25 protein-coding genes and 8 tRNA genes are annotated in these 24,118 nt (G+C 65.3%); 18 read left to right on the top strand and 15 right to left on the bottom strand.

All coding sequences use genetic code 11. The features are described from left to right. Positions 1–22: 22 nt before the first annotated feature. Complete coding sequence (gene ylqF / locus ABV408_RS12310; protein WP_353979236.1) at positions 23–973, bottom strand: ribosome biogenesis GTPase YlqF; 951 nt, start codon at positions 971–973, stop codon at positions 23–25. A gap of 207 nt (positions 974–1,180) precedes the next feature. On the opposite strand from ylqF, the gene uraH reads away from it, so the two are divergent. Next, a complete protein-coding gene (gene uraH, locus ABV408_RS12305; protein WP_353979235.1) occupies positions 1,181–1,591 on the top strand; it encodes a hydroxyisourate hydrolase in 411 nt (136 codons plus the stop codon). Positions 1,592–1,795: 204 nt separating this feature from the next. On the opposite strand, the gene msrB is transcribed toward uraH, so the two are convergent. Then, complete coding sequence (msrB, locus tag ABV408_RS12300; protein ID WP_106419889.1) at positions 1,796–2,194, bottom strand: peptide-methionine (R)-S-oxide reductase MsrB; 399 nt, start codon at positions 2,192–2,194, stop codon at positions 1,796–1,798. A gap of 163 nt (positions 2,195–2,357) precedes the next feature. On the opposite strand from msrB, the gene ABV408_RS12295 reads away from it, so the two are divergent. The 11 genes from ABV408_RS12295 (at position 2,358) to ABV408_RS12245 (ending at position 6,925) form a co-directional block, all read left to right on the top strand. Next, positions 2,358–2,433 (top strand) — tRNA-Glu (locus ABV408_RS12295). 52 nt (positions 2,434–2,485) lie between these two features. Next, positions 2,486–2,560 (top strand) — tRNA-Gly (locus tag ABV408_RS12290). A 98-nt stretch (positions 2,561–2,658) separates the two neighbouring features. Next, positions 2,659–2,734 (top strand) — tRNA-Glu (locus tag ABV408_RS12285). 50 nt (positions 2,735–2,784) lie between these two features. After that, positions 2,785–2,859, top strand: a tRNA-Gly gene (locus ABV408_RS12280). A gap of 135 nt (positions 2,860–2,994) precedes the next feature. Then, a tRNA-Glu gene (locus tag ABV408_RS12275) sits at positions 2,995–3,070 on the top strand. Positions 3,071–3,120: 50 nt separating this feature from the next. Further along, positions 3,121–3,195: transfer RNA gene (locus ABV408_RS12270), tRNA-Gly, on the top strand. Between the two features lie 320 nt (positions 3,196–3,515). Beyond that, positions 3,516–4,493, top strand: a complete 978-nt coding sequence (locus ABV408_RS12265) for an ABC transporter ATP-binding protein (protein WP_353979234.1) — start codon at positions 3,516–3,518, stop codon at positions 4,491–4,493. After that, positions 4,490–5,263: an ABC transporter permease gene (locus ABV408_RS12260; protein WP_353979233.1), complete on the top strand. Its 774-nt coding sequence runs from the start codon at positions 4,490–4,492 to the stop codon at positions 5,261–5,263. Before ABV408_RS12265 ends, ABV408_RS12260 begins: the two co-directional genes overlap by 4 nt. After that, the gene (queF, locus tag ABV408_RS12255; RefSeq protein ID WP_353979232.1) at positions 5,260–6,099 is read left to right on the top strand and encodes an NADPH-dependent 7-cyano-7-deazaguanine reductase QueF; all 840 of its coding nucleotides are present in this window, start codon (positions 5,260–5,262) and stop codon (positions 6,097–6,099) included. Before ABV408_RS12260 ends, queF begins: the two co-directional genes overlap by 4 nt. Positions 6,100–6,163: 64 nt before the next feature. Further along, positions 6,164–6,724 carry a nitroreductase family protein gene (locus ABV408_RS12250; RefSeq protein WP_353979231.1) on the top strand — a complete coding sequence of 187 codons (561 nt, stop codon included), beginning with the start codon at positions 6,164–6,166 and terminating at the stop codon, positions 6,722–6,724. A 113-nt stretch (positions 6,725–6,837) separates the two neighbouring features. Beyond that, positions 6,838–6,925, top strand: a tRNA-Ser gene (locus tag ABV408_RS12245). Between the two features lie 240 nt (positions 6,926–7,165). Here the strand turns inward: ABV408_RS12245 and ABV408_RS12240 are convergent. Both ABV408_RS12240 and ABV408_RS12235 read right to left on the bottom strand, forming a co-directional pair. After that, on the bottom strand, positions 7,166–8,368 hold the full coding sequence (locus ABV408_RS12240; RefSeq protein WP_353979230.1) for an MFS transporter: 1,203 nt from the start codon (positions 8,366–8,368) through the stop codon (positions 7,166–7,168). Positions 8,369–8,689: 321 nt separating this feature from the next. Then, positions 8,690–9,376, bottom strand: a complete 687-nt coding sequence (locus ABV408_RS12235; protein ID WP_353979229.1) for a type 1 glutamine amidotransferase domain-containing protein — start codon at positions 9,374–9,376, stop codon at positions 8,690–8,692. Positions 9,377–9,519: 143 nt separating this feature from the next. On the opposite strand from ABV408_RS12235, the gene ABV408_RS12230 reads away from it, so the two are divergent. Next, on the top strand, positions 9,520–10,437 hold the full coding sequence (locus ABV408_RS12230) for a LysR family transcriptional regulator (RefSeq protein ID WP_353979228.1): 918 nt from the start codon (positions 9,520–9,522) through the stop codon (positions 10,435–10,437). Positions 10,438–11,730: 1,293 nt separating this feature from the next. Further along, positions 11,731–11,804 (top strand) — tRNA-Gly (locus tag ABV408_RS12225). A gap of 234 nt (positions 11,805–12,038) precedes the next feature. On the opposite strand, the gene ABV408_RS12220 is transcribed toward ABV408_RS12225, so the two are convergent. Both ABV408_RS12220 and ABV408_RS12215 read right to left on the bottom strand, forming a co-directional pair. Then, positions 12,039–12,278, bottom strand: coding sequence for a DUF1654 domain-containing protein (locus tag ABV408_RS12220; protein ID WP_353979227.1), 240 nt, complete (start codon positions 12,276–12,278; stop codon positions 12,039–12,041). Between the two features lie 226 nt (positions 12,279–12,504). Then, positions 12,505–12,825 (bottom strand): hypothetical protein, encoded by a 321-nt coding sequence (locus tag ABV408_RS12215; RefSeq protein WP_353979226.1) that lies wholly within the window; start codon positions 12,823–12,825, stop codon positions 12,505–12,507. 418 nt (positions 12,826–13,243) lie between these two features. Here ABV408_RS12215 and ABV408_RS12210 point away from each other — a divergent pair, with 418 nt between their 5' ends. After that, entirely contained in the window at positions 13,244–13,540 is a 297-nt protein-coding gene (locus tag ABV408_RS12210; RefSeq protein ID WP_353979225.1) for a hypothetical protein, read from the top strand. A gap of 208 nt (positions 13,541–13,748) precedes the next feature. After that, on the top strand, positions 13,749–13,907 hold the full coding sequence (locus tag ABV408_RS12205) for a YqaE/Pmp3 family membrane protein (RefSeq protein WP_035471155.1): 159 nt from the start codon (positions 13,749–13,751) through the stop codon (positions 13,905–13,907). A 138-nt stretch (positions 13,908–14,045) separates the two neighbouring features. Here ABV408_RS12205 and ABV408_RS12200 read toward each other — a convergent pair whose 3' ends face one another. Then, positions 14,046–14,501: a DUF6314 family protein gene (locus ABV408_RS12200; RefSeq protein ID WP_353979224.1), complete on the bottom strand. Its 456-nt coding sequence runs from the start codon at positions 14,499–14,501 to the stop codon at positions 14,046–14,048. 29 nt (positions 14,502–14,530) lie between these two features. Here ABV408_RS12200 and ABV408_RS12195 point away from each other — a divergent pair, with 29 nt between their 5' ends. After that, on the top strand, positions 14,531–15,418 hold the full coding sequence (locus tag ABV408_RS12195; protein WP_353979223.1) for an EamA family transporter: 888 nt from the start codon (positions 14,531–14,533) through the stop codon (positions 15,416–15,418). Here the strand turns inward: ABV408_RS12195 and ABV408_RS12190 are convergent. From ABV408_RS12190 to ABV408_RS12175, 4 genes are read right to left on the bottom strand one after another with little or no spacing between them, the layout of a single operon-like run. Continuing rightward, positions 15,357–16,385 (bottom strand): DUF1853 family protein, encoded by a 1,029-nt coding sequence (locus ABV408_RS12190; RefSeq protein WP_353979222.1) that lies wholly within the window; start codon positions 16,383–16,385, stop codon positions 15,357–15,359. The genes ABV408_RS12195 and ABV408_RS12190 overlap by 62 nt on opposite strands. Beyond that, positions 16,369–17,115: a serine O-acetyltransferase EpsC gene (epsC, locus tag ABV408_RS12185; protein ID WP_353979221.1), complete on the bottom strand. Its 747-nt coding sequence runs from the start codon at positions 17,113–17,115 to the stop codon at positions 16,369–16,371. Before epsC ends, ABV408_RS12190 begins: the two co-directional genes overlap by 17 nt. 30 nt (positions 17,116–17,145) lie before the next feature. Then, positions 17,146–17,802 carry a cell wall hydrolase gene (locus tag ABV408_RS12180; RefSeq protein WP_353979220.1) on the bottom strand — a complete coding sequence of 219 codons (657 nt, stop codon included), beginning with the start codon at positions 17,800–17,802 and terminating at the stop codon, positions 17,146–17,148. Between the two features lie 23 nt (positions 17,803–17,825). Beyond that, on the bottom strand, positions 17,826–18,149 hold the full coding sequence (locus ABV408_RS12175) for an antibiotic biosynthesis monooxygenase (protein WP_353979219.1): 324 nt from the start codon (positions 18,147–18,149) through the stop codon (positions 17,826–17,828). Between the two features lie 253 nt (positions 18,150–18,402). Between ABV408_RS12175 and ABV408_RS12170 the strand changes: the two genes are divergently transcribed. Beyond that, positions 18,403–19,323 (top strand): LysR family transcriptional regulator, encoded by a 921-nt coding sequence (locus ABV408_RS12170; protein WP_353979218.1) that lies wholly within the window; start codon positions 18,403–18,405, stop codon positions 19,321–19,323. Between the two features lie 10 nt (positions 19,324–19,333). On the opposite strand, the gene ABV408_RS12165 is transcribed toward ABV408_RS12170, so the two are convergent. The 4 genes from ABV408_RS12165 to ABV408_RS12150 all read right to left on the bottom strand — a co-directional run bounded on the left by ABV408_RS12165 (position 19,334) and on the right by ABV408_RS12150 (position 24,043). After that, positions 19,334–20,206: a VOC family protein gene (locus ABV408_RS12165; RefSeq protein WP_353979217.1), complete on the bottom strand. Its 873-nt coding sequence runs from the start codon at positions 20,204–20,206 to the stop codon at positions 19,334–19,336. Between the two features lie 85 nt (positions 20,207–20,291). Continuing rightward, complete coding sequence (locus tag ABV408_RS12160) at positions 20,292–21,467, bottom strand: aminotransferase class V-fold PLP-dependent enzyme (RefSeq protein ID WP_353979216.1); 1,176 nt, start codon at positions 21,465–21,467, stop codon at positions 20,292–20,294. A 111-nt stretch (positions 21,468–21,578) separates the two neighbouring features. After that, entirely contained in the window at positions 21,579–23,138 is a 1,560-nt protein-coding gene (locus tag ABV408_RS12155; RefSeq protein WP_353979215.1) for an aldehyde dehydrogenase family protein, read from the bottom strand. After that, positions 23,135–24,043, bottom strand: coding sequence for an NAD(P)-dependent oxidoreductase (locus tag ABV408_RS12150; protein ID WP_353979214.1), 909 nt, complete (start codon positions 24,041–24,043; stop codon positions 23,135–23,137). Before ABV408_RS12150 ends, ABV408_RS12155 begins: the two co-directional genes overlap by 4 nt. Positions 24,044–24,118 lie beyond the last annotated feature (75 nt).

The raw sequence follows: 24,118 nt of genomic DNA, 5'->3' as shown, positions 1-24,118 counted from the left end.
CGGCGTCGGGTCGTTCGGCGCGTCAGGTCGTTGGCGTGGCGTCGTCTACGACGTCCGGTTCCGGGGCAGGGATGTCCGCCGGCAGCTCCAGAGTGACCCGCCCGAGCTTGCCGTCGCGCAGCTCGTGCAGCAGCACCTCGGCACCGCGGTGCAGGTTGATCACGCCGCCGGCCTTCAACCCGCCGCGCTTGCGCGCGATCTCGTTCATGATCGCATGGCCGTCGAAACCGGCATGCGCCTGCAGGTCGACCAGCTTGGGGCCGTCGGCATCGACGCTCTCCGCCGCCACGGGAGCGACGTAAGCCGGCAGGTCGTCGAGCTTGTAGCGCTCGCGCAGGGCCGCGGGGTAGCGCTTGGCCAGTTCGGCGGCGCAGACGATGGCCACATCCACATACTCTATCGCGGTGTCACGAATGGCGCCGCTGGCGGCGAGCCGATAGGCGCTGGCCTGATCCTCGATCTTGGGCCACAGCACGCCAGGGGTGTCGATCAGTGCCACGCGGCCGTCGATCCGAATCTTCTGCTGGCGCTTGGTCACCGCCGGCTCGTTACCGGTCTTGGCGATCTTGCGCCCGGCGAGGCCGTTGATCAGGGTCGATTTCCCCACGTTGGGGATACCCATCACCATGACGCGTACATCGCGGTCGGCACGTACCTGACCGGCCAGCTCGTGGCACAGCGCTGGAATCTGCTTCAGCTCGCGGGCCTGGGTGGTGGTTACCGCGATGGCGCGGCTGTCGGGCTGGGCGTCGAAGTGCGCGATCCATGCCTGGGTCGCCTCGGGGTCGGCGAGGTCGGCGCGCGAAAGGATCTTGAGCACCGGCTTGTGCTCGGTCAGATCGGCCAGCATCGGGTTGCCGCTGGAGTAGGGTAGACGTGCATCGAGCACCTCGATGACCACGTCGATCTCCGGCAGCGCCTCGGTGATCTGGCGGCGCGCCTTGTTCATGTGACCGGGATACCAGCCGAGCATACGTCTCTCCTGCCAATGTCATGCCTGTCGGGGGGATGCCCGACGCCAAGCGGGCGGATAGTCTAGCAGGATGCGACACCCGGCGGCTGCAGCGCAGGCGTATGCGGCGGGGGAGAGCAGTCAACGGGTGATGGTAATCTCGTGCATCCAGTCGCCGGCGGGCGGCGTAGAGGCATGGGTCATCGATAGCAGGGAAAGGAGCCCCGCATGAAACCTCGCGTATCCATCGCCGCCGGCCTGCTGCTCGCCAGCGTTGCCAGCGTCTCGCTGGCCGTCGGCAATCCGATCAGCGTGCATGTCCTGAATACTCAGAGCGGCAAACCCTCGGCAGGCGTCGCGGTCACGCTCGAGCATCGGGCCGACGGCCAGTGGGAGACCATCGCCACTGGGACTACTTCCGAGGATGGTCGGATCTCGGCGCTCTATCCCCAGGACGAAACGTTCGAGGCCGGTGTCTACCGCGCCGTCTTCGCGACCGGAGACTGGTATCGTGCCCGCGGCACCGAGACCTTCTTTCCCGAAATCACCGTGCCTTTCGAGGTCGTCGACACGCAGCAGCACTACCATATCCCGCTGCTGCTGAGCCCCTACGCTTACTCTACCTACCGCGGCAGCTGAGTCTGGCCGGATAAGCGGCGACAGTCGCGACGACAGCGCACCGACCTCGGTCGGGGCGCTGTCGTATGGGGGCTGTCTTGCTGGCACTGCTGTGTTGGCGCTAGCGTCTTGGGGCTAGCGCTTTGGCACCACCCTGAAGCCGCTCGCCGTGGCCATGACGCGGCCTATCGTGGCCGTGGGCCAGGTGGCCGGACACGGGCGCGATCATTCGCCGGCATGGAAGGTGATGGCCACCGAGTTGATGCAGTAGCGCTGGCCGGTGGTCTCCGTCGGGCCGTCGGGGAAGACATGGCCCAGGTGGGCATCGCAGCGGCGGCAGGTCACTTCGATGCGGCGCATGCCGTGGCTGGTGTCCGTATGCTCCTCCACCGAGGCGGCGGCCAGCGGGCGGTCGAAGCTGGGCCAGCCACAGTGTGCTTCGAACTTGTGCTCGTTCTCGAACAGCGGGGCGCCGCAGCAGACACAGTGATAGATGCCCTGGACCGGCTCGACCTGATAGTCGCCGCTGAACGGCGGCTCGGTACCTTTTTCCCGGGTGACGTGGTACTGCTCCGGGGTCAGCTGTTCGCGCCACTCGGCGTCGCTCTTCTTGATTCTACTCATGGCGGGTCTCCTCGTGCCTCGTCACCTGTCTGCATTACAGGCCATTTGCGGCGGTCTGGCCAGCGCGTTTTAGGTGGCGATGAACGTCGGTGAAATCAATTGCTTGACAGCTTCGGGCGGCCTCAGTAATATGCGCGCCATCTCGACGGAGACGAGACATTGCGTCCCATTCGTCTAGTGGTCTAGGACACCGCCCTTTCACGGCGGTAACAGGGGTTCGAACCCCCTATGGGACGCCACTCGACTCTTTCGAAGATACTGTCGAAGCCGGCTTGGTTCGTCAGCCAGGATGCGGGAATAGCTCAGTGGTAGAGCATCGCCTTGCCAAGGCGAGGGTCGGGAGTTCGAATCTCCTTTCCCGCTCCAAACTTGTGGTATCGGTAGTGTGGTAAAGGGTCGTGAGCCGGAACGCCGGTCCGCTGGAACGCCAGCCCGGTCGACCTCCTTTCCCGCTCCAACAATGCGTCCCATTCGTCTAGTGGTCTAGGACACCGCCCTTTCACGGCGGTAACAGGGGTTCGAACCCCCTATGGGACGCCACTTCGATGATCGCTCGATCATCCCGTCGAAGCCAGACTTCGACACGACAAGCGGGAATAGCTCAGTGGTAGAGCATCGCCTTGCCAAGGCGAGGGTCGGGAGTTCGAATCTCCTTTCCCGCTCCAGTTTCGTAGTACCTGAAGCGTGGTCGAGGGTCGTGAGCTGGAACGCCAGCCCGGTCGATCTCCTTTCCCGCTCCAGTTTCGTGGTACCCGGTAGGTGATCGAAGGCTCAGTCTGGCTATCACGCGCCGGTTTTGCGTCCCATTCGTCTAGTGGTCCAGGACACCGCCCTTTCACGGCGGTAACAGGGGTTCGAACCCCCTATGGGACGCCACTTCGATGATCGCTCGATCATCTTGTCGAAGCCTGGCTTCGACCCGACAAGCGGGAATAGCTCAGTGGTAGAGCATCGCCTTGCCAAGGCGAGGGTCGGGAGTTCGAATCTCCTTTCCCGCTCCAGTTTCGTGGTACTTGAAGCGTGATCGACAGCTCTCTTTACATCGCTCGATGTGACGAGACGTAGGCGTCTGTCGCCATTTTCCTGGGCCCGATGTTGTCGCGTCGGCTGCGCATTCCTGACACGTATCGCACAGCACGATCCCGCCCTCGCTGCCGCCGAGTGGCTTCCCGACTACGCTGACACGGTGGCGTCGTGACGCCGACGATAGTGGCGACAGTTATGACCATAGAGTCTATTCGTCTGCTAAAGATTGATTTTCCATCGATCGGCCCCATATGTGGCGGCACTTCTTCTTCTATGTATTCGACAGGAATCCCTGATGGCAGAACCGGCACTGTCCATCCGCGGGCTGACCAAAGTCTACGGTAATGGATTCGAAGCCCTCAAAGGCATCGATCTCGATGTCGAGCAGGGCGACTTCTTCGCGCTGCTCGGCCCCAATGGCGCGGGCAAGTCCACCACGCTGGGCATCGTCTGCTCACTGGTGCAGAAGAGCGCGGGCCAGGTGAAGATCTTCGGTATCGACATCGACCATGACTTCGCCAAGGCGAAATACAACCTCGGCGTGGTGCCGCAGGAGTTCAACTTCAGCCAGTTCGAGAAGGTCGAGGACATCATCCTCACCCAGGCGGGCTACTACGGCATGCCGATGAAGGAGGCCAGGCCGCGCTGTGAGCGTCTGCTCAAGGACCTCGGCCTGTGGGACAAGCGCAACGGTGCCGCACGCATGCTCTCCGGCGGCATGAAACGCCGGTTGATGATCGCGCGTGCCTTGATTCATCGCCCGCGCCTGCTGATTCTCGACGAGCCCACCGCCGGGGTCGATATCGAGCTGCGCCGTAGCATGTGGGAGTACATGCGCCGGATCAACGAGGAGGAGGGCACCTCGATCATCCTGACCACGCACTATCTCGAGGAAGCCGAGAGCTTGTGTCGTAATATCGCCATCATCAACCGGGGCGAGATCATCAAGAACACCTCGATGCGCGGCCTGCTGACCGAGCTGGACACCGAGACCTTTCTACTCGATCTTGCCGAGCCGCTGGAGGCGGCGCCCCAGCTCGAAGGCTTCGAACTCGAGCGGGTCGACTCGCACCAGTTGGCACTCTCCGTGCGCAAAGGCACCGATCTCAACGATGCCTTCCAGCAATTGACCCGTCAGGGCGTGCGCGTGCTGTCCATGCGTAACCGTGCCAATCGACTGGAAGAGCTGTTCGTCTCGATGACGTCGCCGCCGGATGCGGTCAGCGGCATCGACAGCGCCACCTCGACACCGGCCAAGGAGACGGCATCTTGAATACCCGGCAACTGCTGATTTCGCTCTGGACCATGGTGGTGAAAGAGGTGCGCCGCTTCGTGCGGATCTGGCCCCAGACCCTGGTGCCACCCTCCATCACCATGACCATGTACTTCATCATCTTCGGCAACCTGATCGGTTCACGCGTGGGTGAGATGCACGGCATCTCTTACATGTCCTACATCGTGCCGGGCCTGATCATGATGTCGGTGATCACCAATAGCTACTCCAACGTGGCTTCGTCGTTCTTCTCCAACAAGTTCCAGCGCAGTGTCGAGGAGATGATGGTCTCCCCGATGCCCAACTGGGTCATTCTGGGCGGCTTCGTGATCGGTGGCGCGGCGCGTGGGCTCGGCGTCGGGTTGATCGTGACGCTGGTCTCGCTGTTCTTTACCCATCTCGATCTGCAGCATCCGCTCCTGACCCTGATGGTGGTGGTCATGACCGCCTTGCTGTTTTCGACCGGTGGCTTCATCAATGCGCTGCTGGCCAAGAAGTTCGACGATATCTCGATCATTCCGATCTTCGTGCTGACACCGCTGACCTACCTGGGGGGCGTGTTCTACTCGATCGACCTGCTGCCGGAGTTCTGGCAGAAGGTGACCATGGTCAACCCGATCCTCTACATGGTTAACGCCTTCCGCTACGGCATTCTCGGCATCTCCGACATTCCGGTGAGCGGGGCGCTGATCGCCATCGCCGCCTTCATCGTCGTGTTCTGGTGCCTGGCACTGTGGATGCTCAACCGCGGCAAGGGGATTCGCTCATGAGCACACCGCGCCCGGAGACCCTCGCTGATGCGCCGCTGGGTCGCGAATCCGCCTATCCCGAGCGCTACGATGCCGCCTTGCTGTTCCCCATCGAGCGTGCCGCCAATCGGGCCCCGCTGGGGATCGAGGCCACGTCACTGCCCTTCGTCGGCGGTGACGAGTGGTGGGCTTTCGAGCTCTCCTGGCTCGACCCGCGCGGCAAGCCGGTGGTTGCGGTGGCGCGCTTCCGGCTGCCGGCGGATTCGCCCTGCCTGATCGAATCCAAGTCGTGGAAGCTCTATCTCAATAGTTTCAATCAGACCACTTTCAGTGGTCGCGATCAGGTGGTCGAGACACTGGTTCGCGATCTGAGCGCGGCGGTGGGTGGCGAGGTCACGGTGGAGCTGTTCGGTGTCGATGACGCCGCACTCGCGCCGGCGCCGCTGCCGGGCGAGGGGCTCGACGAGCTCGAGGTCGAGATCGACCGCTATACGCCGGCGCCGGCGCTGCTCGCCTGCGATGAGAGCGATATCGTCGAAGAGACGCTGCACTCGCATCTGCTCAAGTCCAACTGCCCGGTGACCGGTCAGCCCGACTGGGGCAGCGTACTGGTTCAGTACCGCGGGCCGCGGATCGAGCGTGCGTCGCTGCTGCGCTATATCATCTCCTACCGTCAGCACCAGGATTTTCACGAGCACTGTGTCGAACACATCTTCGTCGATCTGATGGCACGCTGCCGCCCCGAGCGGCTGCTGGTGATGGCGCGTTACGTGCGCCGCGGCGGGCTCGATATCAACCCCTGGCGGGCCACGCCGGGCTGGGTGCCGGCATTGCCGCCACGTCTGCTGCGGCAGTGACGCTTTTGTCGTAGAGTCGAGTGACCCTCCGCGTTTTACCACCGATGTCTCAGAGGAGTCAGACATGGATGCCATGACGCTACTGCATCAGCGTCGTTCGATGGGCAAACTGACCGGTCCGGTGCCGACTGCCGAGCAGCTCGACGCCCTCTACCGCGCCGCGCTGCGGGCGCCGGATCACAAGGAAATGACGCCGTACCGCTTCATCGAGATCAGCGGCGAAGGGCTCGACCGCCTGGGTGAACTGTTCGCCTGCGCCGATTATCAGGCCAATCCGCATATCGACGATGGCAGTCTCGATGCCGCGCGCAAGAAGCCCAAGCGGGCGCCGATGATCATCGCGGTGATCGCGCGCATCACGCCGGACCTGCCCAAGGTACCGCCGGTCGAGCAGATCATCTCTGCGGGTTGCGCCGCGCATGCCATGCTCTACGCGGCGTTCGCGCAAGGGCTGGGGGCAATGTGGCGCACGGGTACCTATGCCCATGACAAGACCGTATGGCGTGGGCTCGGCCTGGGCGAGCACGAAGAGTTGATCGGCTATCTCTATCTCGGCCAGCCGGGAGGCCGCTACCCTCAGCCGCCGGCGCGCGATCCGCAGGCGTACGTCGAGCGTTGGCAGTGATGCGGAAAAAGCCAGACGAGGAAAAAAATGGCTTGCGATCACGGAGTTAGGCGGATATGATGTGCGCCGTTCTGAACGAAGCGGCAACGCCGAAACGGACAGGATGACAATGCGGAGAGGTGTCCGAGTGGTCGAAGGAGCACGCCTGGAAAGTGTGTAAGTCGAAAGGCTTCGAGGGTTCGAATCCCTCCCTCTCCGCCACGAATTGAAAAGAACCGGCTTTAATAGCCGGTTTTTTTATGTCTGGCATTTGGCGCCATGAGAGGGAGGCGATGAGAACCCTCTGGTTCGCACCGAGGCGCTCGCGGTGTTGGTGTTCGAGCGCCGACAAACGGCCTCGCGAAGCGAGCCGTTAATCCCTCCCTCTCCGCCACGAATTGAAAAGAACCGGCTTCAATAGCCGGTTTTTTTATGTCTGGCATTTGGCGCCGTCCCCCCTCGTCACGACGGATCAGGGACGCTCGAGTGGCGCAGGCCGAGCGTCATCAGCAGCGCACAGGCCAGGGCCACTGCGGCCGTGACATGAAAGGTATAACTGGCTCCCCAGCTGGCGGCCACGATGCTCCCCATCAGGGGCCCCAGGACCTGCCCCACGTATTGGAAGGACGTCGATAGGCCCATGATCCGTCCGAGACTTCGGCCATCGCTGTAGGCATGTTTGAGCGCCGACTTCAGGCAGGGCAGCACACCGCCCAGCGCCAGGCCCATCGCAAAGCGCAGCCCCATCAGCAGATAGACACTCGTCACGAAGGCTTGGGGTACGATCAGCACGGCCCCAGCGGCAAAACCGCAGGCGGCGATACGCATGGCGCCATAGCGGTCGGCCAGACGGCCCAGCGCCAGCGCTGAGAGCAGGCTGCCCAGCGCGGTGACTGACAGCACGATGCCGGCTGCCGAGGCTGTCGCGAGCGGTTGATGGTCCATGCTGCCGACGATGCTGTAGATGATGGGGTCGATCGACAGGTTGGCCACCAGCAGACCCGTGGTCGCGATCAGCAGTGTCCAGACCCTCGAATCGACAGGCGCCGCGACGCGCGTCGGCTCGGCGTGTGACTCCCGCCGCTCGTGCCTTTCCCTGACCAGCAGGCAGGTCGCGACGACATTGAACAGGATCATGCCGCCGGAGAGGAAGAACACCTCACGCATGCCGACGTGGGCGGAGAGAAATCCGCCCAGCATGGGGCCAGCCAGACTGCCGCCCAGGATGCACGCAAATAGTACGCCCTGAGCCTGTCCTGCCCGCGCCTCGGGCGCTTCTTTCGCCATGAGGATGGTCGCCCCCGAGGTGTAGCCGCCGGCCACGCCGGCCAGCAGTCGCAGCACGAGCATCTGCCAGGCGCTGGTCGCCGCCCCCATCAGGGTCATGCAGATCAGCATACCGACGCTGGCGCGGACCAGATTGATCTTGCAGCCGTAGCGGTCGGACAGGTGCCCCCAGAGCGGTGCGAACAGTGCGGCGCTGATAAAGGTCGCCGCGTACACCAGGCTGGACCAGATCCAGGTCTCTCCCGGCGAATGCTCCCCGAGGCTGGAGAGATAATGGGGCAGAAAGGGCAGCATGATCGTCATGGCGACGATATTGATGAAAGACCCCGACCCCGTGACCCACAGGTTGATTTTCCAGGCAGAGGTGTGTCGCGGCATCGGCGTCTCCGTTGGTGGAAGGCAGTGAGGAGGAGAGCGAGCGGTAATGGCGAGCTCCCGGCCGAGCTTAAGAAAAATCTATCAATGAATAAAATTCATGTTTTTCATGCTGTGGATTTCTCCTGGGAATCTGTGGCGCATTCAAGATTCATCGAAGCGTCATTGGCCGAGCCTTGTGGAGACGACATCGCAGGGCGTGAGTTGCTCGGCGGCTGACATCCAAGAGTTCTCGTCCACGCATGAAAAGACCGGCGCGAGGCCGGTCTGCGGGTGTTGCACGGGATGTGGGGATGTCCGGGGAGAGCCCGGGTGGCGCTTGTCTCAGCCGAGCAGGGCGTCGAGCAGGCACTGGGCGACGGGCGCCGAGGAGGGTGGGTTCTGACCGGTGATCAGGCGCCCATCCTGGCGGGTATAGGGCGCGAAGTCGTCGGCCTTGGAGTAGCGTCCGCCGCTGGCGATCAGCGCCTCTTCGACCAGTTGCGGCACGATCTCTGTCAACCCGACGGCGGCCTCCTCGCCATTGGTGAAGCCGGTCACCTCGCGACCCTTGACCAGCGGCTGGCCCTCGGCATCCTTGGCGTGAATCAGCACGATGGGGGCGTGGCACACCGCCGCCACCGGTTTCTGCTGGGCCCAGAAGGCTTCGATCAGGCGGATCGAGTCGGCGTCATCGACCAGGTCCCAAAGCGGGCCATGGCCACCGGGATAGAAGACAGCGTCGAAGTCGTCGGCGCTCACCTCGGACAGACGCTGCGTATGGGCGAGCTGCGCCTTGGCAGCATCGTCCTGCTGGAAGCGACGGGTCGCCTCGGTCTGACTCTCCTCGGCGTCGCTCTTGGGGTCGAGCGGCGGCTGACCACCCTTGGGCGAGGCGAGGGTGAGTTCGGCCCCGGCATCCTTGAAGGCGTAGTAGGGCGCGGCCAGCTCCTCGAGCCAGAAGCCGGTCTTTTCACCCGTGTCGCCGAGGCGGTCGTGGGAGGTCAGAACGATGAGAATACGCGGGGACATGAAGGGCTCCTTGCGGATGGCTGAAGGGTCTCTCGATCCATTCTAGTCTGGCGCCACCGAGTGCGTGGCGGCTACTGGGTACCAAGGTAGGCGCTGGCGTAATATTCGAGAAATGACGTTTTTGGATATCAGGCATTCGATATATGAATATTGCGGGCAAGGACCTCAACCTGCTGCTCACGTTCCACGTGCTCTACACCGAGCGCAGCGTCTCTGCGGCCGCGATGCGACTGGGTCTCAGCCAGCCGGCGCTCAGCCACAAGCTGGCACGGCTGCGCCACGACTTCGGCGACGCGCTGTTCGTGCGGGCGCCTAGAGGACTGACGCCGACGCCACGGGCGCATGAACTCGCGCCGCGGGTCCAGCAGTTGGTGGCCGGGCTGGAGAGCTTCTTCGACTTCTGTGAGGGCAGTGACTTTCTCGCCCGGGACGACCGCGTGCATCTCTACACCACCGACTATATGGAGCAGCAGCTGCTGCCACGCCTGTTGCCATTGATCCGGCGCGAGGCACCGCGCCTGCAGCTGGTGACCCATAATACCCGTGGGCGCCTGCCGCGGGCCGAGCTGGAGAGCGGCGAGTGCGATATCGCCATCGCGGGCTTCTACGCGGATCTGCCTGCCAGCTACTATCAGCAGCGGGTTCATGCCGAGGGGTTCGTAGTGCTGGCGGCGGCCGACAACCCGCGTCTCGGGGAGACGCTGGATCTCGATAGCTACCTGGCATGTGAGCACTTGGTCACCACGCTGACCGGCGATCTGGATGGGCTCGTCGATCGGCGTCTGCGCGAGATGGGGCGCTCGCGACGGGTAGTGGCGGGGCTGTCGAGCTTTCTCGCACCGCCGCTGTCGGTGGTCGGCAGCGATCTGTTGCTGACCTGCCTGGAGAGCGTGGCGCGGCACGCCGAGGCGCACATCCCAGGGCTGGTGGTGCACCCCTGCCCATTGGCGCTGGATGATGTGGCAGTGATCCAGACCTGGCATCAGCGCACCCACGAAGACCGTCTCCGCCGCTGGCTGCGGGCGCAGATCAAGGCGCTGCTGGGCGGCGACAGCCGCTAGCTCGATGCATTTGGCGCCGTGGCGCATGCTGAAGTCGTGTCAGGCGATGATCTAGACCTCTTTCGGTAGTGAATTCAGCCGCTTGTTTTCGCCACGAAAGTCGATAATGGCGTGGGGACATCCCCTGCGTACTTACCCGGCCTTCGGGCCGGGTCTTTTTTTACCTACGATTCTTCCTTACCCACGTTGCTTTTCGGTCGCCGATTCTGATGCCACCAGCGCTAGCGGTGGGTCTGGTACTCGGCGTCCGCTGCTTGGTCGAGCCCTGCCCCGTTGACACCAGCGACTCATGTCGCCGTCGAAGGCCTTCCTGGGAGCCTCACCGGGGGGGCTGTCAGCGCGCAAGTGGCGTCAGTCTATGACGCCGGTGGCGCCAGATCGGATGCCGAGTACTGCCGGTATTGCTGGGACTGCCTTGATTTGTAAGAGATATCCTACGCAAAATTGGGCGATATCGACCTGTATCCGTCATTCGCGAATTGATAATATGACCGCTCGTTGTAGATCCTTGGTCCCCGGTCTTCTGGCCGGGGATTTTTTATGCCTGATTTTCGCCAACTCATGTCGAAGTCTTCTCCTTGTGTCCCTCCTGGTCGGGCTGGGCGCGGAAGTGTGAATGACGCGAATCTCGATTAACAAAATACTACGTTTTAGCAGAAGCCTGTTTAACCTGGGTTGAGTTCAGCAGCTCGCAGATACGCGCAAGATGGTGAAGGCGAGATCAGGAAGGATCTCCGGGAGCCGGGCAGGGAGGCTTCGCCAGGGATGCGGGGGCAGGAGGCCTCCGGTAGGCAAGGAAGGGAGTCAGCGCTAGTCGGCCCGATCTCAGGATCGGGCCTTTTTTGCCCTTGATGGTAGTGGTAGCAATAATATAAACATCTAAATCTTATCTAATTTATAGATATTTCACGCAATTAGATTAGACAGTATTAGAAGTCGACGTTATTCTCTGCGAGCAGGGATGCAGCTGGGAATCGATCACGGATGACGATGCCAGGGAGGCGGATGAGCCGCAGTCTTTCAGCAGGATAGGCGCATGCTGATTGAAAGCCCGAGCGCTATCGCAGCGCGCTCGGGCTTTCTCTTATTCGATGCCGCTATTCGATGCCGGTCGGTCACGACCGCGATCAGTTGCGAGCACGCTCGTTCTTGACGTGCGCGGCTAACAGGTGGACCTCCGAGGCCGATGCGCGGCCGCAGGCGCGTTTGCCATGCCGCTGCCGGCCATCCCTGTGCTTTCTTTTGCGCTACGCTTGCCAAACCTAAGTAATTGGAATTATTATCGAAAGCCTTGCGGGTGTAGCTCAATGGTAGAGCAGAAGCTTCCCAAGCTTAAGACGAGGGTTCGATTCCCTTCACCCGCTCCAGCACCGCGCTCCAAAACGTGCCTACACGCCTGATCTTCTGCCATACCCCGCCCTTACTCATCGCTCTCTGGCTAGGTGTCTACGCTGGCTCTACGCCCGGGTCGGTATTGCATTGCCCATGGCAGCGTTTTGCATATGATTCGCGCATCATCTGACCGAGACAGCGTCTGGCTCGGGCCTTGTCGTGCCAGGTCGTGAAGTGTCGTCCGCCGGCGCATGACGAGCGACTCGTGCTCAGGCACTCTCCGTGGCTTGAGCGCGCCAGCTCAGCAGCACGTCGTCGGCGGTGATCGAGATGACGCTCATGGCCGCCTCGCGCGCCAAGCGTGTCATCAGCCGAGACCAATCGTCCTGCGTTTCGCCTGGCTGGCGCACGATCACCAGCTGCTGGCGCCGATGCTGGACGGTTGCCTGAATGGCGCGCGAGACTCGACGCGATAGCCGCTCATAGGGCGAAGGAAAAGCGAGAATCATGACGTCTCTCACTTGAGTACGTGTATTTATATACAGTATATGGGCGGTGTCGCCCGCGGTAAAGCGGCCATGTCGTGCTGCGCCATAGCGCCCCGATGTCGACGACCTGCTGAAAGTGGCCCTGTGCTGCTGAGTTGGGCGCTGTTCCGGTTTGCCAGTTGGCTGATGGCGGCCCACGAAAAAGGGGCCCCTGGGGCCCCTTTTAGTCACCGCCGAACGGTGAGCGTCACTGGCTCTTGATGGCGTCGCCAGCTTCGACACTGTGGCCTTCGGCGTTGATCTCGTCGAGCGACTTCGAGTCTTCGATGTCGGTCGTGCTGTCGGTCTCCGATTCCATCGCGTCGAGCGACTGGTTGGTGGCAGCACTGCCGCCGGAGAAGGACGAGGCGTCCTGCTCACCGCTGGCGGTGACGCCGGAGCCCGGTGCCAGCGGCTCCTGATTGGCCTGCTGTGCATCTTTGAGTGCGGCGCTATCGGCGAGCGCAGTACCGGCGTAACCCAGAGTCATGATGGCGGCGAAGGCGACGGTCGCGAGTGATGTTCTCATGCCAAATTCCTTTTGTGCTGAGGGAGATGGGGCCGGTAGCTAGTGTGCTACGGCTGATGACACTGTAGCCGCTTTGCAAAGGCGTCACGTCGGAAGGCCCAGCATTAGCGGACCATTCGGCATATAAGCCGGAGCTTTGGGCATGTTTTTCAGTCGCCGCTTCGATCTCGCCCCGTCGATGGTCTCATTCCGGGTTTCGCGTTCATCAATAGTCCTTCGTTGATACTCCTGCGTTGCGACGCTCGAGCGAGGGCACGCTTGAACTCTCTCCGGGGTGGCGCCATCTATACTGGTACATCGAGCACGATAGACGCGCCAGCACGATGTGGGTTCGAGCACGCTGGACGTCCGTCGTGGCGGGAAGAGCGTCGACAGGCAGTATCAGGTTGGACAACGCCCGTAAGGGCAGGAGAGTGTCATGAATGCGCGCGACTATCTGGCCAAGCAGGGTATTGCGCTGGACAAGGAGGAGGACAAGCCGCAGTCGCTCGAGGAGAAGGCCTGGGCCCGTGCGCGGGAAGCCGCCGAACACGGCCCGCGTAGCGGCACGCCGCACGATTGGGAGGATTGGGAGCGCTACCACGAGGCGCTGGCGAGTGGCGCCGCCGAGATAAAGGGCAAGCACCGGCCGCGTGACGGCGGGGCTGAAGAGATCGAGTCGAACACTGGCGAGACCGCCGAAGACGACGGAGCCGTGTCACATCAACGACGCTAGACAGCAGGATTGCGCAAGGCCAGCTATGCTGGTGAGCAGCCGAGCGGATCGACGCCCAGGTGTCGGCCACGCGAGTGTCTAGGCGCCGTCGCGTGTCGGTCGGCTGCGGTGACGATGGCGGTGATGAAGAGGCGCCGCAAGGGAGTGTTATATCAATGTGGGCGTTGGCGCTGAAGAGGGCGAACGTGGCCACAGCAAAGGAGGCTACATGGATATCATCCGTATCATCTTCGCCATCATCCTGCCCCCGGTAGGGGTATTCCTGCAGGTGGGTCTGGGCTTGCAGTTCTGGATCAACATCGTGTTGACGCTGCTGGGCTATATCCCGGGCATCATCCATGCGGTCTGGATCATCGCCACGCGCTGAGTCGCGATGAGAAACGACAGCAAGAACGCATGAAAGAGCGCAGAGGGCCGGTTTCGACCGGCCCTCTGGCGTTTTTGCGGTCTTTGCGAGCGCGGCGTGAGCCCGTCACCAGATCCGCGTGGGCATGAGGCAGGCCGGTCAAGCCAGGCGGTAGCGATAGTGCAGTGTCTCATCCTTGCGCGGGCCCTGGATTCGCCAGGCGAGATCGAAGCCTTCGGGCAGCAGGTGCAGGCGTGCGCTGTAGGCATCGGCGGCACACTGGTGGTGGTGCTCGCTCACCAGAGTGTCGGCGTCGGTGGCGACCAGGTCGAACAGCGCCACCGCCGCATCGCGGCCGCGGCGTTCATGGGCGAGCGCCACGCGCTCGGGTTTGAGGCGCCAGCAGTAGAGATTGCGCATGGTCACCGGCTGCTGCCCGGCCAGGGTGAAGTGGCCGCTTTCGTGAAAGCGTACCGTATCTCCCTCCACCTCCGCGCGTACGCTGCCCTGGCCGTGCCCGGACCAGCCGGTGCGCGAGCCGGAGCCGGCCTCGGCGGTGAATGCAAAACGTGTGACTTGGGGCAGCAGGGTGTGCAGCCGTATAATGGCTGTCAACTCGTCTGTCATGAAAAGGTTGACCTTAAATGTCGTATCTCGTCGGCGTCACGCTACTGTGGGCCTTCTCGTTCAGTCTGATCGGTGTCTACCTGTCGGGGCAAGTGGATAGCTACTTCGCCGTGGCCACCCGGATCGTGCTGGCGACGCTGATCTTCCTGCCCCTGCTGCGCCCACGGGCGATTCCCCGCGCCAGCTGTCTGGGGTTGATGAGTGTCGGTGCGCTACAGCTCGGCGTGATGTACCTGTTCTTCTATCACGCCTTCCTGCTGCTGAGCGTGCCCGAGGTGCTGCTCTTCACCATCTTCACCCCACTCTATATCACCCTGATCGACGACCTGCTGGCGAGACGCTTCTCGCCGCGCTACCTGCTGATGGCGGCGCTGGCCGTGGCCGGGGCGGCGGTGATTCGCTACGACGGCGTCAACGCCGGTTACTGGCTGGGCTTTCTGGTCGTGCAGGGTGCCAATGTCTGTTTCGCGCTGGGGCAGGTCGGCTATCGTCATCTGGCCCGGGGGTTGCCTGCCGGCGTCGCCCATCGCCATCTCTTCGGCTGGTTCTACCTCGGCGCGCTGTGCGTGGCGCTGCCGGCGTTCCTGCTGCTCGGCGACGTCCACAAGCTGCCCACCACCGGGCTGCAGTGGGGCGTGCTCGGTTGGCTCGGGGTCGTCGCTTCCGGGCTCGGCTATTTCCTCTGGAACAAGGGCGCTTGTCGGGTCGATGCCGGCACCCTGGCGATCATGAACAACGCGTTGATTCCTGCCGGGCTAGTGGTCAATCTGGTGATCTGGAACCGCGATGCCGATCTACTGCGCCTGAGTGCGGGGGCGGCGATCCTGCTCGTCACGCTGTGGCTCAATGCGCGCTGGGCACGTCGTGGGGCGGCAACGGCAGCGCCGGCGGCCAGCCATCCATGACCACGAACAGGCGGCAGCCGCGGCCGTCCGGCAGCGTCAGGCGCAGGTGCAGCGGCGACGGGGTGGTGGCGAAGTGATGCCGCAGTCGCTGATCCAGCTCGGCCAGGGTGAGGCCGAGGCCACGCGGCGGTGCCAGCCAGTGCGGCTTCAGCAGTACCTGACCCCGGCTCGCCGGCGGTAGCATCTTACACAGCGCCGGCCATGCCCGGTGATGGCACCACAGGCCCTGGTAGACCTGCGGATTGGCCAGGTCGGGCAGGGCCAGACGCTGGTCCCAGGGGTGGTAGAGGAACCCCGGCATGACGATGCGCTGGTGCAGCGCGGCGCTCGGCACCATTGCCTCGCGCACGGCCAAGCCGGGCTCGCCGCGGGCGGCAGGTAGCTGGTGCTGCACCAGCCGATGGCACTTGATCGCCAGCGAGTCGAAGCTGCCGATGCCGATCCAGCGGGCGGCGTCGTGGCGATCCCCGGGCCCCTGCGCCAGCCCGAGAAAGAACTTGATTGCCAGTTCGGCGTGTTCGATCGTCGCCGGTTCGACGCCGCGATAGCGATAGAGCAGATCGAGCTCGCCGGCGATCCGCTTGCCGTCGCGCACGGGCAGGTTGTGGCCGAGCAGCACGCTGTTGGGGGCTTCGCCGAGGATCCACTGCCACAGCGCTTCGTGGTAGAACCCCAGGCGCTGCGAGCGGCGCTGATCGAGATGCTGTAGGAAAGCCTCTCGCCGTGGCGCCAGCGCCGCTAGCCAGCGCCGCCGAGCGGCATCGTCCGCCAGGCCGAGCTCGGTCAGGCTGGGGCGGCCGGGTACGTTCAGGCGTGCCATGTCAGGGGCGTGCAGCAGCCACGCGATATCGCGCAGCCAGGGCGCGCTGAGGCAGGCCAGATCCTCGCGTAGTGCCGGCGTGCACGGGCGGAAAGCCCAGGTCGGATCGGCGGACGCCGGCGGCACCGAATCAGCGCGGCGCGGCACGCGGCCCCAGCACCGTGCTGTCGGCAGCCACCGGGCGGGTGACCACGGCACCTGCGCCAATGCGAGCCCGCTCACCCACCTCGATGTTACCGAGCACGCAGCAGCCGGCGCCGAGGAAGGCACCGCGGCGAATCTTGGGGTGGCGGTCTCCGCTGAGTTTGCCGGTGCCGCCCAGGGTGACGCCGTGGAACAGGGTAACGTCGTCCTCGACCACCGCGGTCTCGCCGATCACGATGCCCGCCCCGTGGTCGATGAACAGCCCCGCGCCCAGCTGCGCCGCCGGATGGATATCGGCAGCGAAGGCGTGTGCGGCGCGATACTGGGCGAAGCTGGCGAGATCGGTGAGGCCCGCCCGCCACCAGGCATGGGCGACGCGATGGCACTGCAGCGCACGGTAGCCGGGGAAGAACAGTAGCGGGGTGAAGGGCTCGGGAATCGCGGCGTCCTCGCGCAGCAGCACCAGCAGGTCGCGCGCCGCGGCCGCGGCGATCTCGGGGTGGGCGGCGAGGCACGCCGCCACCGCGGTATGGCACTCGGCGAAAGCCACTTCGGCGGTGGCCAGGTCTTCGCTGATGATCTCGACCAGGGCACCGGCGAGATCATCGACCTCGAGCAGGCAGCGGCGGTAGAGCGGTGTCAGTAGTGGATGGCGCTTGGCGGCGCTGCGCGCGGATTCGACCAGGCTCGGCCACAGAGTGTCGCTGCTCAGTTCCGTCCCTACCTCGGGCATGCGCGCTGCTCCTCGCGGGGCTCGCCGGGATCAACCGGGGAGACGATAGAAATCGAACTCGCGGGTCTGCACCGTCTTGACCATGTGCGAGGCCCAGGATGGCGTGATGCTGCGCTGGTGGAAGAACACCGCGCCGTGGGTGCGATCCTTGAGTGTGCCGTTGAGCGCGCGGCGTGCGATCTCGCGTGCCGCCGCGTACTCCAGCGGCTCACGCGCCTCGTCGGGGCGACCATCGCACCACCACGAGAACTGGCAGCTGCCGGTCTCCGAGCCCTGCTGTACCACGCCGCACAGGGTCGGCGGGAAGGCCGGATTGCCCAGCCGGTTCATCACCACGTTGGCCACTGCCTCCATCTCCACGACGCCCGCACCCTTGGCCTCCCAGTAGATCGATCGTGCCAGACAGGTCAGCGCGTCGTCCAGTGGGGCCTGGCCGCGCGGATCGAGCGCACGTGCGCCCTCGGGCGTTACCCGCAGCGCCGGTGGCGCCGGGCTGGCGCGCGTGTTCTCGACTACCCGCTGCTCCAGCTGCTCGGCCTTGTCGAGCGCGCGCTGGGCCGCTGGCGGCTCGGCGGCGAGCAGTGGGGTGGTGGGGGCGATCACACCCAGCAGCATCAACAGGGCCATCACCCAGGCACGGGGCCTGAGGGCCTGGGCGAGACTTTGGCGCGCAGGTGTCGATGACATAGGCATCACGCTGGCCGCTGGTGTCAGTCGGCGCCGACGGTCTGGATCACCTCGAAGCCCTCGAACTTGGGCGGCCCCAGATAGAGGCCCTCGCGGCGGCTCTGGCCGGAATTGGCGTGGGCGGCTCGGAACGCTTCCGAGTGGGTCCACGCCTCGAAGTCGGCCCGCGAGCGCCAGATGGTGTGAGAGGCGTAGAGGACATGATCCTCCTCAGCCGGGCCGCGCAGCATATGGAATTCGACGAATCCCGGCAGCCCCTGCAGGTGCGTTTCACGTTCGAGCCATAGGGTCTCGAACTCCTCGGTGCGCTGGGGGTTGACGCGGAAACGGTTCATGGCGATGAACATCGGATGCGTGGCTCCATGCGGAAAACGGGGATGACGGTAAACGGTACGAATGATGACGGCGCCGCGCCTGGCCCGATAGACCTGACATCGGCAACCTTCACCATGCCAGCACTCTACCCGAAAAGCGAGATATGCCCGACCGGGCACCTTGCGCGTTGACGAGCGGTGCCGGCAGGTGTCCTAATCGAAGCAACACTGACCTCGGCACGCCCGCCAGACGAGATGAACGGCGCCCCGGCGCCCATGATACGCCATGGACATTCCCCATCAGCGGCTGGTCTATTTTCGCGTCACGGTCGAGTCCGGCTCGCTGCGCAAGGCCGCCGCGCGGCTCGATATCGCGCCCTCGGCGGTGAGCCGCCAGATCGCGCTGCTCGAAACCGCCTTCGAAGCGCCGCTGCTCGAGCGCACGCCGCGCGGCATCCGCCCCACCGCGGTGGGCGACATGGTGCTCGACTACTGCCGCCAGCGCGGTGCCCTGGACGAGCAGTTCATCGCCAGCCTGGAGGCCCATCAGCGCCTGGAGACCGGCACCATCTCGTTGGTCGTGGGGGAGGGCTTCATCGACGATCTGATCGCGGCCCCGCTCAAGGCCTTCGCCGAGCGCTACCGCGGCGTGCGTCTGGATATTCAGCAGGCCGGGACCGACGAGATCATCGAGTCGGTCGTCGAGGACCGCGCGCATATTGGGCTGATGTTTCACGAACGGGTCCACCCCCAAATTCGCTTCTGGGTCTCCAGCGGCCAACCGCTGCTGGCGATCTGTCCCCGCGATCACGCGCTGGCCACGCACCCCGAGCCGCTGTCGCTGGAGACGCTGAGCGAGGCGCCGATGGCACTATGGAAAGTCGGACACGGTGTGCGGCGGCTGGTCGACGAAGCTTTCCAGCAGGCCCGGCTGCGCCCGCGGGTGGCGATGGAGACCAACTCCATGGCGGTACTGCGGCGCGCGGTGGTGGCCGGCATGGCGGTCACCCTGCTGCCCAGCTTCGCGGTGGCGGATGAGCTCGGCAGCCAGAGCGTGGTCGCGCGGCGGGTCGCCTGTGCGCCGTTCCAGCACTCCCAGGCGCACATGATCACCCGGGTCGGGCGGCGTCAGCCGCTGGCGAGCCTCAAGCTGCTGCGCCACCTGAGCGCCTGGATGCATGCCTTTCGCCACGACGCCGCGCGCTAGCGGGCCCCCCTCACTGCTGGACAAAACGCAGTAGCGTGCCCAGCGCCTGGGGCGCGATATCTGCCTGGCTGGCGTCCTGAGCGTGATATTCGACGCCGGACGCATCCCACCGGGTCAGTGTTGCGGCAAGATCACGGCAGGTCAGAGTCAACGCCACGGCCCGGGGGGGCTGGGGATCGATCTCGCCCAGCAGCGGAAAGGTGGTCGCGAGGGCGGCCGGGTCGAGCAGATGGCAGTCGCCCTTGTGGGTATGGATGACGTAGTGGCGCGCGTCGCCGCGAATCGCCTCGCAGCCGTGAATGCGCGCGAAGTGGCCGATGTCGTGGGTGGGGTCGTCGCTGACATACCAGACATCGGTGATCGAGGTGGCGCCGTTGGGGTGGCTCTCCAGCGTCGGGTCGATGCGGAATAGTTCCGGACGCAGTTGCTGGCACAGGAACTGGGTCAGGAACGGCCGTTCGACGTCGTGCAGGATATCCAGCGCGACACTCACCTCGGTGTCGTGTCCGCTCGGCAGGTGCGCCTGGCGGCGGAAGATGATCGGGCGCGCCTCGGCGAAGCCGCGCGAGGCGACCAGCGCGTGGTCGCGCTGGATGCTGTCGCTGTCGAGGGCGAGCATGGCGATGCCATCGCCGACGCTGGCCAGCCGCGCTTCGATCAGGCGCCCGAACTGGAAGCCGTTGTCGTCCTGATAATCCAGGCACTCGGGCCGGCCGATACCGATCAGCTCGATGAAGTTGTTGCTGAAGAACAGCAGGTGGTTGTCGGTACCCCAGGGGTGTTGGTGGCGCGCGTTGACGTTGAAGCCGAGTTTGCGCGCCGCCGCCGCAGCATGGTCGAGGTCGCCGACGGCGACGAGCGGGTGATCGATGCCGAAACTCATGGCGAACTCCTGTACTGGGCAGGGTGGCGGCAAGAGGAGGCGATGATGGTGCGAGTATACTCGGCTTTGACCCGGTATAGGCCGTTCACGGCAGCGATACCGGCTGCGCGGTGGCGGTCGCGGTGTCTGGTCGGTCACCCGCCAGCGCTGTCAGGGCGGCGCGAATATCGTCGGCGTCGTTGTGCCAGTGCGGCGCCAGCCGAACCAGGGCGCCGGTCGTCGGCAGACGCACGTTGAGCGGCTCGGCGGCAATGTTGCACACCTTGGCAGCAATACCGGCGGCGCTCAGGCGCTGGGCCACCGCCAGCGGCTGCGCCTCGGGCAGGTGCAGGGTGGCGATGCCGCTCTCGGGCGTCGCCAGCAGCGGTGTCAGGCCCTGGGTGCGGGCCAGCTCGTAGGCCAGCCCGGCGAGCCCCAGCACGTGCTCGCGCAGGGGATTCATGCCGATCGCCGTCAGCTCATCGATCGCGGCGGTCAGGCTCAACTGATTGAGGATCGAGACATCGGAGGCATCGAAGCGGCGCGCTTGCGGCTGATCGAGAAAGCGCTGGCTGGCGGCATCGAGACGCAAGCCAGCCATCTCGGCCAGCGGGTTGGGTCGCATCGAAGCCAGCGCCGCCGGGCTGAAGTAGGCCAGCGCCATGCCACGCGGGCCGCGCAGCCACTTGCGCGTGGTCGCCACCAGCACGTCGCAGCCGAGCCGGCGCACATCGATCGGAGTCTGCCCCAAGCCCTGGGCGGCATCCACGATCAGCGGGCAGTGGGCCGGTCGCGCTAGCGCGCCCAGGCCCTCCACGTCATAGCGCCGGCCCTCGATACTGGTCACCAGTGGGACGAGGATCGCGGCCACGTCTTCGCCGAGCTGGGCGCCGATCGCCGCCAGGTCGAGGCTGCCGTCGGCCTGCGTGGCGAGCAGCTCGAGCGCCCGCGGCGGTTCGCCGCCGAAACGCTTGAGCATGACGATATCCGAGGCCCAGGCCCCCGGCGCGACGAGCACTCGCTTGCCGCGCAGCGATAGCGTGGCGAGCGCGCGTGCCATCGCCAACGAGGTACTCTCGGCCAGCGCCAGCTGCGTCGCCGGTGCCCCGATCAGCGCGGCGGCACGTTCACGCGTCGCCTGCAGGTCCCAGTCCGCGCTCTCGACCCGCTGCTGTGGCCAGGCGGCCGCCTCCGCCGCCAGCCAGTCACGCAGCCGGGCCGACACCCCGGGGCTGGTGAGGCCCACCGAGGCGTTGTTGAGGTAGCGAAGTGCGTCGCGCATCACGGGGCTCCAGCGGTAGCTCGGGGTGTCGAGCTATCCTGCCGTGGAAACGCCAAAGGCGCTAGTCCAGTCTTGTGGCGCGCCGGAGGCGATATCCCCGGCGCGCGGAGCTCATGCCTTGCCGTCGCCGTAGCCCATGGCGACGCTGGCCTCGCTGGCGGTCTCGACCCAGACGCTCTGGGGCACGCTGTATTCGCGCAGGCCGTCGAGTCCGCTGGAGCGGCCGAAGCCGCTGTCGCGGAAGCCACCGAACGGCGACATCACGTTGATCGCCTTGTAGCTGTTGATCCACACCGTGCCGGCGCGCAGCTGCGCGGCGACGCGATGCGCGCGGGCCGGGTCCTGGGTCCAGACCGCGCCGGCCAGGCCGAAGCGGGTGGCGTTGGCCAGGCGAATGGCGTCGGCCTCGTCGTCGAAGGGCAGGGCCACCAGCACCGGGCCGAACACCTCTTCGCAGGCGATCTCCATCTCGGGGGTGACGTCGGCGAGCAGAGTTGGTGCCAGGTAGTAGCCGTCGGCACCGGCGGGCAGCCCGGCCGGTCGCGTGCCGCCGGTGACCACCCGAGCACCGGCGGCGCGGGCGCGTTCGAGCATGGCGCTGACATGCTCGAACTGGCGCGCGTTCTGCAGCGGCCCCATACGCGTGGCCTCGTCCTCAGGCAGGCCGACCGTGATCTGGCTGGCGGCGCGAGCCACCCGCTCGACCACCTCGTCATAGATCTCGCGCTGGATCAGCAGCCGCGAACCGGCCACGCAGCTCTGTCCGGCCGCCGCGAAGATCGCCGCCTGGGCGCCGGCCACGGCGTCGTCGAGCCTGGCATCGGCGAACACGATATTGGCTGACTTGCCACCCAGTTCGAGCACGCTGGGTACCAGACGCCGGGCGCCGGCCTCGGCGATCACCCGGCCGCTCGCGGGCGAGCCGACGAACACCAGTTTGCTGATACCGTCGTGTCCGGTGAGCGCCGCGCCGGTCGTGGGCCCGAGACCGTTGACGATATTGATCAGCCCCCGCGGCAGGCCGCCGGACTCGAGCAGGCGGGCGATCACCACCGACGAGAACGGAGTCAGCTCCGAGGGCTTGAGCACCACCCCGTTGCCCGCCGCGAGCGCCGGCGCCAGCTGCCAGGCGCAGGTGAACATCGGCGCGTTCCACGGGGTGATCTGGCCCACCACGCCGAACGGGACATGGCGCACGTAGTTGAGATGGCTGGTGGGTACCGGAATCACCTCGCCATGCTGCTTGTCGCACCAGCCGGCGTAGTACTCGAACATCTCGCGCACCTTGCCCACCTCGCCGCGGCAGTCGCGGATCGGCTTGCCGGCGACCACGCTCTCGAGCTGGGCCAGCGTCTCCTCGTGGCCCTCCAGGCGGCGTACCGCGGTCAGCATGCGGCGGCCGCGCTCGCTGGCGGTGAGCGCCATCCACTCGCTCTGGGCCCGGGTCGCAGCGGAGACGGCATGGTCCACCAGTGCCGCGTCGGCGTCGCGGTAGTCGATCAGCGCACCGCCGGTGGCGGGGTGGATCAGCGCGATGGATGTCCCCTCGCCGCTGACCAGTTCGCCGTCGATCCAGTTGCTGCAGGGGGTGTCGCCGTGCTCCAGCGACAGGCCGAAGCGCATCAGCAGATCGGCCAGGCGATCACGGGCTTGGGTCTCCAGGGCATTCATCGGGCAGGCTCCTCGCGCGGGTCCAGGGTGGTGAAGTCGAGTCCCGCCTGCGCCAGCAGGGGCGAGGCGATATGGTTGAAGTCGTCGCTGTCGGCGGGCCGGTCGGGGTCGGCATGCCAGCCGGCGACCACCCGTTCGAGTAGGCCGAGATCGAGTCCCAGACCGGCAGCAGCATCCCGGGCCAGACGCAGATCCTTACGCATCAGGCCGCTGGTGAAGCCGGAGTCGAAGCGCCCGGAGAGAATCCACTCGGGGAAGTTGACCTCGCTCACCGCACTGCGTCCGGAGCCGCTGTTGAGGCCGGCCAGACAGGCCGCCGGGTCGACCCCGGCCTTGGCGGCCAGCGTCACCGCCTCGGCGGTGGCGAGCAGGTTGCTGGCACAGAGATAGTTGTTGGCCAGCTTGACCACATGGCCGCTGCCCGGGCCGCCCACATGGGTGCGCTTGGCCGACATCGCCGCGAGCATCGGTTCCAGGCGCGCCACCGTTGCCGGCTCGCCGCCCAGCAGCATGCCGAGCCGGCCGCTGGCCGCCCCCTTGGGGCCACCGCTGACCGGGGCGTCGAGCCACTCGAGGCCGGCCTCGAGCACTTTGGCGGCGAGCTCACGGCTGACCACCGGGTCGCTGGTGGAGGTGTCGACGATGACGCTGCCGCGGGGCGCCGTGGCGAGCAGGCCGGGGGCCTGCTCGATCACCTCGCGTACCTGGGCCGAGGTCGGTAGCGAGAGTAGATAGACATCGCTGGCGGGCAGCTCTCTGGGGGCGGCCACCGCCAGCCCCAGGCCCGCCAGGCGCTCACGCGCGGTGTCGAACAGATCGCTGCCGGTGACGTCGAAGCCGGCCTTGTGCAGGGTCAAGGCCATGTTGCCGCCCATCTGGCCGAGGCCGATCACGGTGATTTTCATATCGATAACCTCTGTCGCGATGACACAGACCCACCGGTTCAGACGCCGCCGTAGGGCGCTCGGGGGGTTGCGCGG

Origin of the sequence: Salinicola endophyticus (genome assembly GCF_040536835.1) — a bacterium.
Lineage (GTDB): Bacteria > Pseudomonadota > Gammaproteobacteria > Pseudomonadales > Halomonadaceae > Salinicola > Salinicola endophyticus_A.
Note: the sequence above shows the minus strand (reverse complement) of the source record. Positions and strands in the feature narration are given on the sequence as shown.